This is a genomic window from Arcobacter siniprincipis (SeqCode), assembly GCF_048571125.1.
GTDB classification, from domain to species: Bacteria; Campylobacterota; Campylobacteria; order Campylobacterales; family Arcobacteraceae; genus Arcobacter; species Arcobacter siniprincipis.
Window position 1 is genome coordinate 1,044,614 of sequence record NZ_CP182343.1, and the last position, 14,988, is coordinate 1,059,601.

A 14,988-nucleotide genomic window follows, 5' to 3' on the forward strand; every position below is an offset into this window, starting at 1 on the left:
AATGTAAATGGCGTCGCTGTGCCTGCACTGGTTATGTAGCATCGACCAAACTCACGACTTTTGACATTATTACCTGCTGAATCTCGGGGTGAAATTCCTCATAGATGGTATTTGAGCGAACATTGTTCTTCTCTTTAGGCTTTGGGACAGTGAACCTTTCACGGCTTATCCAATTTATGCGTCTGCCTGCACTGACGATACCTTTGGTATCCTCTTCGTCAGTTAAAAGTTTATGATCAGCAACGAAGCCAATCCCCTTAACATGGATGTCTTTACTTCCGGCGGAGCAAGACTTGATGTAAACGATGTCTCCGACCTTCAGAGATGCTATGTACTGAAACAACTCCGGTGCTTCACCTTGCCCCCAGCCGGGGCCAGCGATTCCGTGATTAATAAATTCAGCGCTTACGTCCTCGCCGTAATATGCCCCAATTCCAAAAATTGCCATCTAATTCTCCTTGGCTGAATTTGCTACATAACTATTTATTGAACATACATTATATACAAGATAGCCTGAAAATCAACAAACAACATACACAATATGTGTCGTATATCAAAATGCCTATAAACACCTTAAATAAGCTATTTTTGTAAATATTAGTATAAAAAATATTGAAAATTGAGATGCTTCTAAAATAAATTTTAAATTTATGATATGCTTAATGTGGATATTTAGACGATAATAGTACATAATGTATGTATATTAAGGTGATATCGTAATAAACCTACATAATATTAAATATATTATGAGGAGTATGTTCAAAAAGCAAACTCTTTTTGGAACACGCTTTCCATTAGTAAAAACTGCTCCAAAAGTAAGAGGTTTAGGAACTTAACGTTTGAGTTGAGAAATATTTGTTAGGCATTTACCTTATTATTCCAAAATGATAGTGCAAGTACGGGATTTCCCCCAGCTTCTATTCTTCGGTAATTAACAAAAGCACTACAGTCTATAAGAGCTTTATATTGAGTTGGATATTTTGATGCAAATACAGTGCAGTCTCCCAAATCAAGAACCATCATTTGTCCTTTATCTACATAGATTGAAGTCATTCCATCATTTGGTTCATCAATATATGTCATACAATCAATCCATGCATCCATATTTTTACCGTAAAAATCAGGAAAGCCTAATATCTCTGTAAATATTTTATGAAAAGTTTCCCAGTCTTTGATTTTATTAACAGGTATTTTTACTATTTTCATTTTCTTAGCCTAACGTTTGAAGTAAGTGGACGTGATATCTTTCAGATTGTTAACATTACTTATAAATTTATTTTAAATGATAACTAAAATTATCTTTTAATCCTGTGGTATCTCGTTCACTTCTCTATTTTGTTATATATTTTGTCTGTATTATTATAATACTTCTTGATAAAAATATGCCACTTAAAGAGCCATACAGTAAACTAATAATAACAATGAATTCTATCTCATTTATTATAGATAATTCTCTCGCAACTACAACTCCAATAAAATACTTGATAAAGAATATAATTAAGATAAGAAACATTGGCATCCAATTGCGGTGGATGTGAAAATATCTTTCGATTTATCATATTTAGTATTTTTAGGAAAAGAGAGTTTTAATCCTATAATTAAAGATATAACACCTCCAACAAACCACACAATTGATGATATTAGACTTATTCCAAAAGCAGATAAAATACCAAACAATGATAATAAAATCATGGCTATGGGTAAGATAAAAATTCTTTTTAATTTAACTTCTCTATTTTTAGTTTGAGAATAACCTAAAAGAAACAATACTACAAATAATATAAATACCCAAATTGGTGTATGTTGAATTATTTCAAGAATCAATGTCATTCCTTTTTATATAACGCAAAGCTTTGGGTGGCTGAAGCGTAGACTAAGCCGTCCCAGCCACGATAGTGATGACAACAACGTATTGTTTGATTTTGCTAGCACTTCGACACTACCTCAGTTTAACGAATATATGGTTATTGTAGAATTGCCTGTTTTTGAATATTGCGTTTTTTAACACGGCTTCTTGCTTGAAACCAGATTTTATCAACAACTGCATTGATGGATTATTGCCTGAGAATACCGAAGCAAACACGCGAACAATATCAGTGTTTGAAAATACATACTCTAACATTTGCGTAATTGCAACTGATGTTATGCCTTGACGCCAATATTCTTTGGACAACCAATAACCCATCTCTCCAGACCTTTGGTACTCGAACTCGCCACGATTGACGCCAATACACCCAACCAAAATACCATTAAAGGAAATAGCTTTAATTAGGTCGCTCTTACTCCCTTCGTTTGCCCACCAAAGCGCATCTTCTTTAGTGTAAGGGGAAGGTATTTTAGTTGAAAGGAATTGAGTGACCGAATCATCGTTTAAGATGGCAACCAATCTTTCTATATCATTTTGTGTAAATTCTCGAAGTAAAATCACTCAAATCCTTTTGCTATTTAGAATAAATAAGTTTCCAAAAAATCTAACGGTTGAAGTGAGCTAATAAATTGCCTGAAGGTAATTTATTAGCTCTTCTGATTTGTTATATTTCTTGTTTATCAGCTATTCTTTTCATAGCTTTTACATATTTTTCCCATCTTTTCTCAATAATATCATTTTGAGCAGTTTTAATCATATCCTCAAGTGGATCCATTGGTATTTTTGACATTTTAATACTAATAATTGTAGATGTATCAACAGTATAAATATTTCCACTTGCTAATTCATTGTTTTTATACACTCGTATAGTATAAGTCCATCCATCAGATGTAATTCTTATTTCATATTCTTCATCTTCAAAAGTGAATTTTCTTATTTCTTTCATCAATTACTTTCCTTTAAATTAAGTTTTATATTTATATTATCCATAACTTGTTATGCATTATTTTTCAATTTTCTCTGAATCATAAGTTGTACACCATGTTTCATCTTTTAACATATGTACTTCTATTCCTCTCATACTATGTAGCATATCAATAAATATTGGTGCTTCAATATCTACAGAATCTGATATATATCTGTAAATTTCATCTTGATTCAGTTTGCCACAATCTTTATTGAGTAAATCAATAACTTTTGTTTTGACTATTGGAAATAAATCTCTTAAATGCTGTTGCCTTTTAATAATGTCCATCATCTCTGTTGGATTAGGTTGATAAGTGGCAAGTACTGCTTCATAGTATCCTGTATCTCTTAGTCGTATAAGATTATTAGATTGCAGTTTTAATATTATTTTTCTTAATGCATCGTCTTGAATTTCATTTTTTGGTAGAGAAAATGTAGTTATTTGTTGAGCCTCTGTAATATAGCCAACTTTAATATCTTGAAAGGTTGATAATTTGTTGTTTAATATGAATTCATAAACTGCAACTTCTTGCCACTTTTCAATTTTTGATTGTTCTGCATCTTCCCAGTAATTCCATAAACTAATTGCTAAAGCAAAAGCTGCAATTAATGCTGACAAAGCTCCAGCCCAATGAGAAATTTTTTCACTCATTTATTTCCTTTATATAACTATTTATTGAATATACATTATATATAAAACACCCTAAAAATCAACAAATAACATGCACAAAAAGTGTTGTATATCAAAATGCCTACAAACATCTTAAATAAGGTATTTTTGTAGATGTTACTATAAAAAAGATTGGAAATTGAGATGTTTATTAAATAAATTTTAAGTTTATGATATGCTTTTTATGTATGTTTAATGTGGATATTTAGACGATAATAGTACATAATGTATGTATATTAAAGTGATATCGTAATAAACCTGCAAAATGTTAAATATATTATGAGGAGTAATGTGGACAGAAAATTGCTACAAAGATGAGTTATAAAAACAAGTTCAACAACTTGTAAGTTTTGGAACTTTCTTTAAGTTCAAAATTAATTTATTGAACTATTATATAATTTCATTAACTATCAGTTATAGACATAAAACTATGAACGGTCTTATAAATGATATATTTTACTTATATAAAACAATCTATTAGTTTTTTTAATAGCTCTTTTTTATCTTCATTTGATTCAGTTTCTAATCTAATTGATAGTTGATCTTTTACAATTTTTATTGCATTGTCACATTCACTTATTGCTTCATTAATTTCTTTTTTTGTTAGATCACATGTTTGTATACCAAATCTTTCTATATACTTGTTGTCCCACCATTTTTTACTGCCAAGAAGTAATAATGCTGGAATATCATTTTTAATATATACTGTAGTTGATACTACATCATATGCTGGTGCTAATTTTATGTCATCTATTCCTGTGTAAATAAGCCCAAAGTTTTTGAGATGAGCATCACCATTTTTTAATAAAAAATTTAAATAAGTCATTTTAAAAAATTGAATAAGTGAAGATTTTTTGTGCTGCGGTGAAACAAAAGTTTTAATTGTTTTTACTATTTGTTCATGAGATCCTTCATATTTATCATCTCTTTGTTTACCCATTAAAACGCACATGTCTTCGAAGCCAATATATTTATCATCAACTTTATCAAATCGTTTCATTATAAAAAGCTTTTCATCATCAGATATATAAAACTCTGGAACTTCAATGTTTGATCTTCTAACTATTTCCATGCAGTAGTACTCATTTAAAGCAAGTTCTTTATAATCTACACCCCAAGATTTGACAATGTAATCATCAACTTTTAAAGTTGCTTTATTTTTAATTAGGGCTAAAACTTTTGGCTGAACTCCACTTAGTGCTGAGTTTAGTGCAAATTTAGTTACTAGTTCATCAAAAAGATTATCTTTTTTTGTATGTAATAAATCATCAAGACTTAAACTATCATCAGCTTTAATAAAATTTGATTCATAAGAAAGCCTACCTTTTATTGAGTTTGACATAACTTTTAATAAGCCAAAATCATCGGTTTTTGTGAGTTTTGAGAAATGTTTTTTAATAATTGATAATAGGTAGCCTTCTGGCAAATGCATTTCAAAAATAGGGTGAAGTTTATTATGGATAAATGGCTTACTTCTTACAGGCATAAGTAAAGAGATAAAATTGTTTTTTTCTTCACAATCATATGAGAATATAAATTCATTATCTTCTTTTATTAAGTTACCACTAGAATTTGAATTTACTTTTACATTTAATTTATCCATTTACAATATCCTCAAATACAGGGAATAGTGATTTTTCTTTTATAACTAACTCTTGTCCTAGATAGTCAGTCAATTGCAAAACTTTTTTAAGGCCAATGTCACTACTGGTTCCATTTTCAAAATTGCTAATAGTTGCTCTTGAAATATTTAAATCATTAGAGATAGTTTTCTGAGAAATACCTCTACTTTTTCTTAAAAGTGCTAACTCTTTACCAAGTTCAACAAAATTCATATAAATACCTTTTATGTATAAAATATTATTCATTATAGTAATAAAAGTTAATTTTGTCAAATATTTTATACATTATTGATCTTTTAATTATATTAGAGTACATTAATAATCAAATGTAGTGGAAAACAATCTCTTTATTTATAAATAAGTATAGTACCCATTATATCATCTGTATGTAGAATAATTTAAATTTTATCTATTTCTTTGCCATTATCGTTTATAATGCGATTAAAATAAAAAATAAATATTTAACATAAAAGGTAAACGATGGGATTAGGTGTAGGAATAGTAGGACTTCCAAATGTAGGTAAATCGACGACTTTTAATGCTTTGACAAAAGCACAAAATGCAGAGGCACAAAATTATCCATTTTGTACTATTGAGCCAAATAAAGCAATTGTTCCAGTACCTGATAAAAGATTAGATGCGTTAGCAAAAATAGTTATTCCAGACAAGATTCAATACTCAACTATTGATTTTGTTGATATTGCAGGACTTGTAAGAGGAGCTTCTAAAGGTGAGGGATTAGGAAATCAATTCTTATCAAACATTAGAGAAGTTGAAATGATTTTACATATGGTAAGATGTTTTGAAGATGGAAATATTACTCATGTGGAAGGTGATGTAAATCCTTTAAGAGATATTGAGATAATCGAAACTGAACTTATTTATGCAGATATTTCACAGTTAGAGAAAAAAATAGATAGACTTAAAAAACAAGCAAAAACTTCAAAAGAAGCGGCTTCTTCTTTAATAATTGCAGAAGAGTTATTTAAACATTTAGAAGAGTTAAATCCTGTAAAAACTTTCGAAAAATTAGAAGATGATGTTTTTATTGCTTTAGATAAAGAACTTAGATTTTTATCTAACAAAGATGTGATTTATGGAGCAAATGTTGATGAAGATTCACTAGCAGATGGTGGAAATAAATTTGTTGATGTTTTAAAAGAACATGCAAATAAAGTAAATGCTGATGTTATTATGCTTTGTGCAAAAATAGAAGAAGAACTTGTAGGTTTAGAAGATGAAGAGGCACAAGAATTTTTAACAGATTTAGGTGTTGAAGAGTCTGGATTAGAACAAATTATTCATAAAGCATTTGATAAACTTGGACTTCAATCATATTTTACAGCTGGTAAAATAGAAGTTAGAGCTTGGACTATTAAGAAAAATACAAAAGCACCACAAGCAGCAGCTGTGATTCATAATGACTTTGAAAAAGGTTTTATAAAAGCAGAAGTTATTGCCTATGAAGATTTTGTATCTTTAGGTGGAGAAGCTAAGTGTAAAGAAGCAGGAAAATTAAAACTTGAAGGTAAAGATTATATTGTGCAAGATGGTGATGTTATGCATTTTAGGTTTAATGTCTAATAGATTTATCATTATAAACTAACTTCAATTATTAAAATGTAAAGAAGAAAACTTCTTTACATTTACTAACTATATTTAACAAAAATCTAAAAGTCTAAAATTCAATAGAACAAATTTAATAATAATTTTAAAACTTTAATTTTGTATACTTTATATACAAAAATGTAAACTCTACTATACCTTAAAAATGTATAATTATTTTATATATTTTAAGGAACTAGAATGAATAATCAACTTATTAATTATAAAGGAATCGAGCTAAAACGGGAACTACTACAATATTTTAAACATATGTTTTTAGTGGAAGAGTATAGAGAAGAATTAGTATCATTATCAAAAAGTTGGGATAATCTATCTTTACTAAGTAACTTTGGAAATAATAGTGCAAATATAAATGAAACAAAAAATAACTTTTCAAAATTGACTTCAAAACTGCTAAATCATCTATCAAATGAACTTCTAGAAAAAACAATAAGACAAATGAAATTTAAATCACAAATCTCTATTGATATTCTTATTCGAAATCTTTATGAAAGAACTGCTGATATTGGATTTTTAGCTACAGATAAGGATATAAGAGAATTTTTAGAAAATAATAAAAATAAATATGAAAATGAATTTGCTGATAATGTAAAAATATTAAGAAATAGATTTTTAGAATATACGCAAAAATATAGTGTATATTATAACATTGTCCTAATGGACACAAAAGGTAATATCCTAGTCCAATTAGATAAAAGTGAGAAAATAAATAAATCTGAAGATGAGATTATTGATTTATCTTTAAGTAGTAATGATTATGTTGAATCTTTTAAATTTCATGATTTCATTCCAAGTAAAAAGAAAAGTTTAGTTTATGCCTCTAAAGTTACAAAAACTAATGATCCAAATTCAGAATCAATTGGAATTTTATGCTTATGTTTTAAGTTTCAAGATGAGATGAAAGGTATTTTTAATAATCTAAAAGAGACAAAAAATAAGGAGTGTTTAACAATTTTAGATAAAGATGGAGTAGTAATTGCTACTAGTGATAAGTATCATGTGAATTTAGGAACAATTTTAGAATTTAATCCAAATAGTAAATTCTCTTTTATTTCTCATGGAGGTAGAGATTATTTATCTAAAACATGTAAAACAAATGGTTATCAAGGTTATTTTGGGCAAGAATGGTATGGACATATTTTAGTTCCAATAGATTATGCTTTTGTTGAAGAAGATGATAATTTAAATATTGATCAAGATATTTTATTAGCAATCTTACAAGGAGGGGAGAGGTTTAGTGATGAACTAAAAAAAATCCCTCTTGAAGCAAATAATATTCAAGAGAATTTAAATAGATTAGTTTGGAATGGAAATCTCAACCGAGGTAATCAAGATAAAAGTGAATTAACAAAAAGCTTTTCTAGGGCACTTTTAAATGAGATAAGTCTAACTGGAGAGAAAACTAAAAAAATATTTGATTTATCTATTGCTAATCTAACTAAAACAATTATACTAAATAATGCAACTTATGTCGCTTCTTTGATGGTAGATATTATGGATAGAAATCTATATGAAAGAGCAAATGATTGTAGATGGTGGGCTTTAACTCAAGATTTTAAAGATGTCTTAACCTCTAGTTCTGTAGATAAAACTAATAATAGTAAATTGACAGAGATTTTAAAATATATCAATAATCTTTATACGGTTTATACAAATTTATTTATTTATGACAAAAATGGAATTATTCTTGCTGTTTCTAATGAAAAAGAAAAACATTTAGTAGGAATGCAATTAAATGATAACACCCTTGAAAAAACAATGAAAGTAACAGACAATAATGATTATTTTGTATCAAATTTTAAAAGAACAAAATTCTATAATGATGATTACACTTACATTTATTACTCTTCTATTAAATCAAATGACAATGTAGTAGGTGGGATTGGTGTAGTTTTTGATTCAAAAGTTGAATTAAAAGCAATACTTGAAGAATCAATTCCAAATTTTAAATCATCAGATGAAGAAAAAAGATTTGGTGTATTTATTGATAAAAAAGGATTAATAATCTCTTCTACAAGTGATGACTTAAAAGTTGGAACAACTTTAGATATTGATTTAAAACTTTTTAATATGGTAAATGGTGAATCTCATAGTGAAATAATAGTTTACAATGGTAACTACTATGCTATTGGAATAAAATGCTCGCAAGGATACAGAGAATATAAAGTTGCTGATAATTATTCAAATGACATTTTTGCAATATTTTTTTCTTATATAAGTTCTGCAGACTTGAAAATTTCTCATAGTAAAGAAATATTTAAAGAAATTAGTGGAAATAAATCAGAAGATACACAGGAAATAGGGACTTTTTTCATAGGTGGAAAGTGGTTAGGTATTGAAATAGAAAATTTAATTGAAGTTGTGAGTACCTCAAAACTAGACCTATCTCCTACAATGAACAATGACCACTATTTTAAAGGAACTATCCTTTATAATAATAGTGCTGTTGGGGTGATAGATATTAAGAATTTTTTAGATGAAAAAATTGAAGAAGAATATAAAGAAGTTGTTATTATAAAACATTTTGACAAAGATAGTGAGAATTACATAGGTATATTAGTAAATGAACTAGGAGATATTCCTGAGATTCCAAAAGTTAGAATCAAGAAGATTGATAATTATTTGTTAGGGAATTGTACATTAATAAACTCTGTTGTAGTTCCTTCTGAGGGTTCAAAAGAAGATAAGTTATTATCAATACTTGATATTGAGATGTTAAAAAATAATTTAGTAGAATAACAAAAGTAAAGACTTATATCCCTTGAAGTAAAATCTGCCAAATATATTCAACTTCTTCATCATCTAAGAAAATCAGTGATTTTTCTTTAAAAAGTTCATCTATTTTGTAAAATTCAAACTTTTTTGAATAAGTACAATTTGGATGTACTGGATGAAAACTTCGTACAAGTGAAATTTCATTTTCTATTTTTTGTTCACAAAGCAAACAAATATATTCGCTATGAAGTCTTCCTTCATGTTCTAGTAGTTTTATATAAGTTTCACAAATAGCTCGTTTGGCATCTTGTTTTATAAGTTTGTGAGCCAGTTCTTCTAATAGGTTAAAATAAAAATCATCTATATCTTCCACATCTTTTAAATGGGGATAAAAAAGTTTTAAAAATCTTTGCCAACAATAAAGCTTCTCTTTTACAAAAATCCAATTAAAACTTATTTGAAGTACATCTTTTAGTCTAGGCATTGTGCTTTTTAGATTTGATTCTAATTCAAAATCAATCTTATATCCAACATTAACTGTAGAGTGTCTTCCTCCATAAAATCTATATGTAGTATAAATACTATCATCTGTAAGAATAGTAACTATTAAGTCATCATCTCTTACAGATTTTATATCGATTATATAACCTTGCATCTATTCTTCAAGACTCTTCATATCAATTATTTCATCAATGATTTCTTGAGCTTCTTCATCATCAATCTCACCAGCTTCTAAGTCATCAATCAAATCTTGAAACTCTTTTCTCATCTCTTGCATATATTTTATTTCTTCTTTAGTTTTATCATCACTTTTTTTTGATGCAACTAATTCAAATAACTCATCTAAATAGTCTTCAACATCAGGTATAACTTCGTTGTGTACTAGATTTAAAAGTTTTTCTTGTATAGTCATATTATTTTCCTTTTAAATTTGAAAAAAAATTATAACAAAAGATTACTACTTGTTTGCTTCATAATTATACTTATGGTATTATTCTTGACATATTATAAAAAGGAAAATGTAGATGTCTGTGTTTGAAAATGTAAAAATAGCTAAAAAAGCAAATATTTTATATGAAGGTCATGTTACAAGTAGAGCAATAGAGTTTGAAGATGGTTCAAAAAAGACTTTAGGGGTTATGTTACCTGGAGAGTATGATTTTACAACTATTCATGAAGAACTAATTGATGTAGAATCTGGTGAATTAGAAGTATTATTACCTGCACAAGATTGGAAAAAGATTGTTGCACCACAAAGTTTTAAAGTACCTGCTAACTCTAAATTTAAATTAAAAGTTATTTCACTAGTTGATTATTGTTGTTCATTTAAAATACACTAAGATAGAAAGATTTTTCCTATCTTAGCTTATTTGTAAAAGCTTATATCCTACACCTCTTAGATTTAAAACCATTCCATTTTTTAGTTTACTTCTTAATTTATGAACGATAGTTCTCATGCTTACTGATTCCATCTCTTTACTATCCCAAACATATTCATGAATCATATCAATAGTGACTGTTTTATTTATGTTTTTAACTAAGAGTGATAAGAGTAGTTTTTCTTTTATTGTTAGTTCTATTTCATGTCCATGTTTATATAAAGTTTGGTTTATCAAATCGTAATTATACTCATAGCCCAAATCAATATTTAAATTCAGATCATTACTTTGAGATATGTGTTTTAAATGGTATTTTATTCTTAAAAAAAGTTCTTCAAAATCAAAGGGTTTTTTAATATAATCATTACAACCATAATCAAAAGAATTTTTGATATTCTCTATATCTATTTCAGCACTTATCATGATAACAGGACTGTTTGGATTATCTTTTCTTATTGTTTTTAATATTTCATGTCCGTTAAATCCTGGAACATTCAAATCTAAAATATACAAATCATATTTATTATTTATGATTTTACTAGCTGCTTCATATCCATCTGTACAGTTTTCCACAAAAAAACCTCTATTTTCTAGTGAGAGTTTTATGATTTTATTAAGTGAATAGTCATCTTCTAGTAAAAATATTTTCATTTTAAGAGCCTTTATTTATAAGGTTTTTTGGAAATATATATCTAAATGTTGTAAATTCATTTGAAAGTATTTCTATGTTTATATCATAATTCTCACAAATTGACTTTACGATATTTAGTCCTAGTCCAAGACCTATATTTTTTACTTTTTCTTGATAATATTTTTCAAAAACCAAAGAGGTATCTTGTATTTTTATTCCTTCATTTATTACTTCTACTTGATAGTTTTTAAGAGCAATTACTACAGTTGTATTTTCGTAAGAATATTTTATAGCATTTGAAAGTGTATTATCAATTATTCTCTCAAACTCATATTCATCCATTAAAACTTCAAATTCATCGCTTATCTCTAAGTCCAAAATGATATTTTTTGTTTTTGCAATTTCATCAAAAAAGATTATTCTTGAAGATAAAAAGTTTACAAGATTTATCACTTTTATTTGTTTTTGCATAGTTTGTTTTTTTGTTAAATAGTAAAGGTCATTATAAATAGAAGAGAGAGATTTTGAAGAGGCTTTTATGGCTTCAAATTGTTCTTTTGGTCCTAATTGTCGCTCTAAATTATCCACATTTAGTGAAATAATACTAAGTGGAGTATTCATTTCATGGATTATTTTTTTTAAGAAAAAATCTTGTTGTTGAAGAAGGCTTAAAATAGTTTGGTTATTTTCAAAAATTTTAAGTTGAGTTTTTATTCTAGCTAATACCTCTTCTTTTTCAAAAGGCTTAGTAATATAATCAACTCCACCTTGTTCGAAGGCTTTTACTTTTATCTCTATATCATCAATGGCACTTATGAAAATAATAGGGATATCTTTTAATTTATCATTTTCTTTAAATAATTTACAAACTTCAAAGCCATCAATATTTGGCATTTTAATATCAAGTAAGATTAAATCAGGAGGATAATTTTCTGACGAAGTTAAAGCAAAACTAGGATCAGTAGTGGCTCTAATATTATAATCATAAACTTTTAGTATGCTATTTAGATAATGAAGATTTTCATTTTTATCATCTATGATTAATATTGTATATTTTTTATGCATCATTTATCTCATTTTATATTGCTTTGTTGATAAGATTATAGAGTAAAAGATATAAAATCAAAATGAGGCACCTCCTTGAATCTAAAAAAACTCTTTATGTTACTTTTTATATTAAATACTATTTCTTTTATTAGTGTTGCAGTTGTCATAAATAAATACCAAAACTCTACAGTAAAACTAGAAAATGCCTATCAACTACAATACAAATCACTTATCCTTGCCCATGAGCTAAGACAAAGTAGTGATGACCTGACAAGGATGGCAAGAACTTATGTGATTACTGGAAATCCATTATTTGAAGAACAATATAAAACAGTATTGGATATAAGGAATGGGAAAAAGAATAGACCCAAAAGATATAATGGAATATTTTGGGATTTTTATACTTTAGATGGTACAAAGCCTATTTTAGATGGTGAAAAAGTTCCTTTAAGAGATCTTATGAAAAGGGCAAACTTCCCAGATGAAGAGTTAAATTTACTTTTTGCTTCACAAAATGAATCGGATGATTTAACAAACCTTGAACACAAAGCCATGAATGCAGTTAAAGGAATCTTTGAAGATGAAAATGGAAATTTTACTATAAAAGGAAAACCTGATTTTAAACTAGCAAGGGAACTTATGCACTCAGATGAGTATCACAAAGCAAAAATAAGAATTATGCAACCTTTGGATAACTTCTATAAAGCCTTTGAAAAAAGAACCCAAGAAAGAGTAAATGATGAGAGAAAGACCGTAAAACAACAAGAGTTTTATGTAAATGTGATAGTTCTTTTTTCAGTTATTTTTTTCTTGATGTCATTTTTTATAATTTTATTTAGAATCATTTACCCAATAGATTTATTAAGAGTTGCCATGTTAAAACTTTCATCAAATGATATGAGTGTGGAGTTGGATAAGAACAAGTATGATGATGAAGTGGGCGACATGATAGGTTCTGTTTCTATTTTCAAAGAAAATACTAAAAAACTAATAGAGAGTGAACACCAAATCAAACTTGCCATGGAAGAAGCAAAAAGTGCAAATAAAGCAAAATCTATATTTCTAGCAAGAATGAGTCATGAACTTCGAACTCCCCTAAATGCTATACTTGGATTTTCAAATATTTTAAAAAAATCTATGAATGCTACACAAGAAGAAAAAAACAATTTAAATATAATCAAAAGAAGTGGAGAACATCTTTTAAATATCATAAATGAAATTTTAGAATTATCAAAAATCGAAGCTGGAAAAATAGAAATTATTCCAAAAGTTTTTAATCTAAAAGAGTTAATAGAAGATATCAATTCAATTTTTGCCTTTAGATGTAAAGAAAAGGGCTTGGAGTTTAAAATTGTTTTAGATGATAATCTACCTGAAGTTGTAAAAATGGATGATTTAAGACTTCGGCAAATACTTATAAATCTCTTAAGTAATAGTTTGAAATTTACAAATGAAGGTGAAATATCACTATATTTATATGAAAAGAGCCAAAAACTATTTTTTGAAATAAAAGATAGTGGAATAGGTATTGATAATAAAGATTTAAAAAGAATATTTAAACCCTTTGAGCAAATTAAACATGAAGATTATAATAAAAATGGAACAGGATTGGGACTATCTATTACAAAAGAGTTAGTATCTTTAATGAATGGTTCTATTTATGCAAAAAGTAAAGTTAATCTTGGAACAGAGTTTTATTTTAGTGTTGATTATAAAAATGCAAATAGTAGTGATATTGATGCTCAGTTAAAATTAAAAGATATTATAGGAATAGAAAAGAATAAAAATAAAAAAACTATTCTTGTAGTTGATGATATTGAAGTAAATAGAAATCTATTAACACAAATATTAACTTCCCATGGCTTTGAAGTATTTCAAGCAAGTAGTGGATATGAGGCCATTGAACTTTTTGAAAAGCAAGAGTTTAATCTTATTTTTATGGATATAAAAATGAGTGGCTTAGATGGCTTAGAAACTATAAAGCTTATAAGAAAAGATGAAAAAGACAAAAATATACCAATAGTTGCAGTATCTGCAAATGTATTTAATGAAGATAAAGAAATAGCAATACAAAGTGGAGCAGATGGATTTTTAGCAAAACCAGTTGAAGAAAAAGAGTTATTAATTATTTTGGCAAAGTATTTTAATTTGAAATTAAAATATTTAGAAAATAATGAAGAAAAAGCTGATATTTTTGAAAGAATATCAAAACTTGATAAAGAGTTTTTTATAAAACTAAATGAATTCGCTTTGTTAATGGACTCTTCTAGTATTGAGCAGTTTTTAGAAAATAGTGATATTGAAAATGATTTAAAACTATATTTAAAAGAACTTGTGGAAAACTTCAAATATAAAGAGATAAGTGAAATCTGTATAAAAAATATACAGTAAACTTTTTAACTTTACAAAAAAACAACACTTAAACAACACTTCTATTTTATACTTCCCTTAGTAGTCAAAGAGAC

15 protein-coding genes and 1 pseudogene are annotated in these 14,988 nt (G+C 27.3%); 4 read left to right on the plus strand and 12 right to left on the minus strand.

What is annotated here, in order from left to right:
* Nucleotides 1–31: 31 nt before the first annotated feature.
* The 8 genes and pseudogenes from ACNI3D_RS05245 to ACNI3D_RS05280 form a co-directional block, all read right to left on the minus strand.
* On the minus strand, nucleotides 32–448 hold the full coding sequence (locus ACNI3D_RS05245) for a hypothetical protein (protein WP_129102056.1): 417 nt from the start codon (nucleotides 446–448) through the stop codon (nucleotides 32–34).
* Between the two features lie 410 nt (nucleotides 449–858).
* On the minus strand, nucleotides 859–1,206 hold the full coding sequence (locus tag ACNI3D_RS05250) for a barstar family protein (protein ID WP_419768500.1): 348 nt from the start codon (nucleotides 1,204–1,206) through the stop codon (nucleotides 859–861).
* A 124-nt stretch (nucleotides 1,207–1,330) separates the two neighbouring features.
* Nucleotides 1,331–1,830: pseudogene (locus ACNI3D_RS05255) on the minus strand (DUF6622 family protein).
* Between the two features lie 109 nt (nucleotides 1,831–1,939).
* Complete coding sequence (locus tag ACNI3D_RS05260) at nucleotides 1,940–2,428, minus strand: GNAT family N-acetyltransferase (protein ID WP_419768501.1); 489 nt, start codon at nucleotides 2,426–2,428, stop codon at nucleotides 1,940–1,942.
* A 103-nt stretch (nucleotides 2,429–2,531) separates the two neighbouring features.
* Nucleotides 2,532–2,813, minus strand: coding sequence for a hypothetical protein (locus ACNI3D_RS05265; protein WP_419768502.1), 282 nt, complete (start codon nucleotides 2,811–2,813; stop codon nucleotides 2,532–2,534).
* 57 nt (nucleotides 2,814–2,870) lie between these two features.
* Nucleotides 2,871–3,452, minus strand: a complete 582-nt coding sequence (locus ACNI3D_RS05270; protein ID WP_419768503.1) for a hypothetical protein — start codon at nucleotides 3,450–3,452, stop codon at nucleotides 2,871–2,873.
* Between the two features lie 511 nt (nucleotides 3,453–3,963).
* Nucleotides 3,964–5,106 carry a type II toxin-antitoxin system HipA family toxin gene (locus tag ACNI3D_RS05275; protein WP_419768504.1) on the minus strand — a complete coding sequence of 381 codons (1,143 nt, stop codon included), beginning with the start codon at nucleotides 5,104–5,106 and terminating at the stop codon, nucleotides 3,964–3,966.
* Nucleotides 5,099–5,338: a helix-turn-helix domain-containing protein gene (locus tag ACNI3D_RS05280; protein WP_419768505.1), complete on the minus strand. Its 240-nt coding sequence runs from the start codon at nucleotides 5,336–5,338 to the stop codon at nucleotides 5,099–5,101. The genes ACNI3D_RS05275 and ACNI3D_RS05280 overlap by 8 nt, the downstream gene beginning before the upstream one ends.
* Before the next feature lie 267 nt (nucleotides 5,339–5,605).
* Here ACNI3D_RS05280 and ychF point away from each other — a divergent pair, with 267 nt between their 5' ends.
* A complete protein-coding gene (gene ychF / locus ACNI3D_RS05285) occupies nucleotides 5,606–6,709 on the plus strand; it encodes a redox-regulated ATPase YchF (protein ID WP_419768506.1) in 1,104 nt (367 codons plus the stop codon).
* Nucleotides 6,710–6,931: 222 nt separating this feature from the next.
* Nucleotides 6,932–9,490, plus strand: coding sequence for a chemotaxis protein CheW (locus tag ACNI3D_RS05290; protein ID WP_419768507.1), 2,559 nt, complete (start codon nucleotides 6,932–6,934; stop codon nucleotides 9,488–9,490).
* A gap of 13 nt (nucleotides 9,491–9,503) precedes the next feature.
* On the opposite strand, the gene recO is transcribed toward ACNI3D_RS05290, so the two are convergent.
* Nucleotides 9,504–10,121, minus strand: coding sequence for a recombination protein RecO (recO, locus tag ACNI3D_RS05295; protein WP_013134856.1), 618 nt, complete (start codon nucleotides 10,119–10,121; stop codon nucleotides 9,504–9,506).
* Nucleotides 10,122–10,379: a hypothetical protein gene (locus tag ACNI3D_RS05300; protein WP_013134857.1), complete on the minus strand. Its 258-nt coding sequence runs from the start codon at nucleotides 10,377–10,379 to the stop codon at nucleotides 10,122–10,124. It lies immediately after the preceding gene.
* Between the two features lie 112 nt (nucleotides 10,380–10,491).
* Here ACNI3D_RS05300 and ppnP point away from each other — a divergent pair, with 112 nt between their 5' ends.
* Nucleotides 10,492–10,806: a pyrimidine/purine nucleoside phosphorylase gene (gene ppnP / locus ACNI3D_RS05305; protein ID WP_129102103.1), complete on the plus strand. Its 315-nt coding sequence runs from the start codon at nucleotides 10,492–10,494 to the stop codon at nucleotides 10,804–10,806.
* A gap of 21 nt (nucleotides 10,807–10,827) precedes the next feature.
* On the opposite strand, the gene ACNI3D_RS05310 is transcribed toward ppnP, so the two are convergent.
* Both ACNI3D_RS05310 and ACNI3D_RS05315 read right to left on the minus strand, forming a co-directional pair.
* On the minus strand, nucleotides 10,828–11,496 hold the full coding sequence (locus tag ACNI3D_RS05310) for a response regulator transcription factor (RefSeq protein ID WP_375723181.1): 669 nt from the start codon (nucleotides 11,494–11,496) through the stop codon (nucleotides 10,828–10,830).
* A gap of 1 nt (nucleotide 11,497) precedes the next feature.
* Nucleotides 11,498–12,544 carry a hybrid sensor histidine kinase/response regulator gene (locus ACNI3D_RS05315; RefSeq protein ID WP_419768508.1) on the minus strand — a complete coding sequence of 349 codons (1,047 nt, stop codon included), beginning with the start codon at nucleotides 12,542–12,544 and terminating at the stop codon, nucleotides 11,498–11,500.
* Nucleotides 12,545–12,616: 72 nt separating this feature from the next.
* Between ACNI3D_RS05315 and ACNI3D_RS05320 the strand changes: the two genes are divergently transcribed.
* Nucleotides 12,617–14,914: a response regulator gene (locus ACNI3D_RS05320; RefSeq protein ID WP_419768509.1), complete on the plus strand. Its 2,298-nt coding sequence runs from the start codon at nucleotides 12,617–12,619 to the stop codon at nucleotides 14,912–14,914.
* Nucleotides 14,915–14,988: the final 74 nt, after the last annotated feature.